Below are 516 nucleotides of genomic sequence, written 5' to 3'. Positions count from 1 at the left end.
CTCGAGGGCGCCCAGCAAGTGCAACGCCGTGTCCGCGCGACCCGCACGTTCGGCCACGCGCGCCATCACCAGTTGCCGCACGAAGCGGTCGCGCTCACCGTCCGGCGCCGGCAGGCCCTGCAACCAGGCGAACGCGGCATCGAGGCTCTATTGGGCGGCGAGGTCCGCCGCCTGGGCTTCCGTCTCCGCCCAGTCGGTGCTGGCGGACGCGACCGATACCGGCACCATGGGCTCGCCGCGCTCGACATCGCGTACGGTGGCATGGCGCGCAATCCACGCCAATGTGGTGTCATCCGCAAACGGTGTGCCGTCCGTGAAGGCCAGTTGATCGAGGCCGGGCAGGCGTTCGAGCATCAGCGCACAGTCAGTGGCGAGCAGGTCGCGCGCGCGGGCATACTCGCCACCCGCCTGATCCTGGGCGGTGAAGGCGTAGTACTGCAAGTCCAGCCAGAAATGATTCGCGCCTTCGGCGAAGGCCTGCTCGACGCGGTCGAGGAGTTCCGGCCACTGCTTTTG

Annotated in this window: 1 pseudogene; it reads right to left on the bottom strand. The window is 68.8% G+C overall.

The window, feature by feature from the left end:
• Positions 1–516 (bottom strand): annotated as a pseudogene (locus AC1DT6_RS40580) (type VI secretion system domain-containing protein); the annotation flags it as partial.

Source organism: Cupriavidus sp. 01L45, from assembly GCF_056399885.1.
The sequence above is the reverse complement of the archived record's forward strand: the minus strand, read 5'-3'. Positions and strand labels throughout refer to the sequence as shown.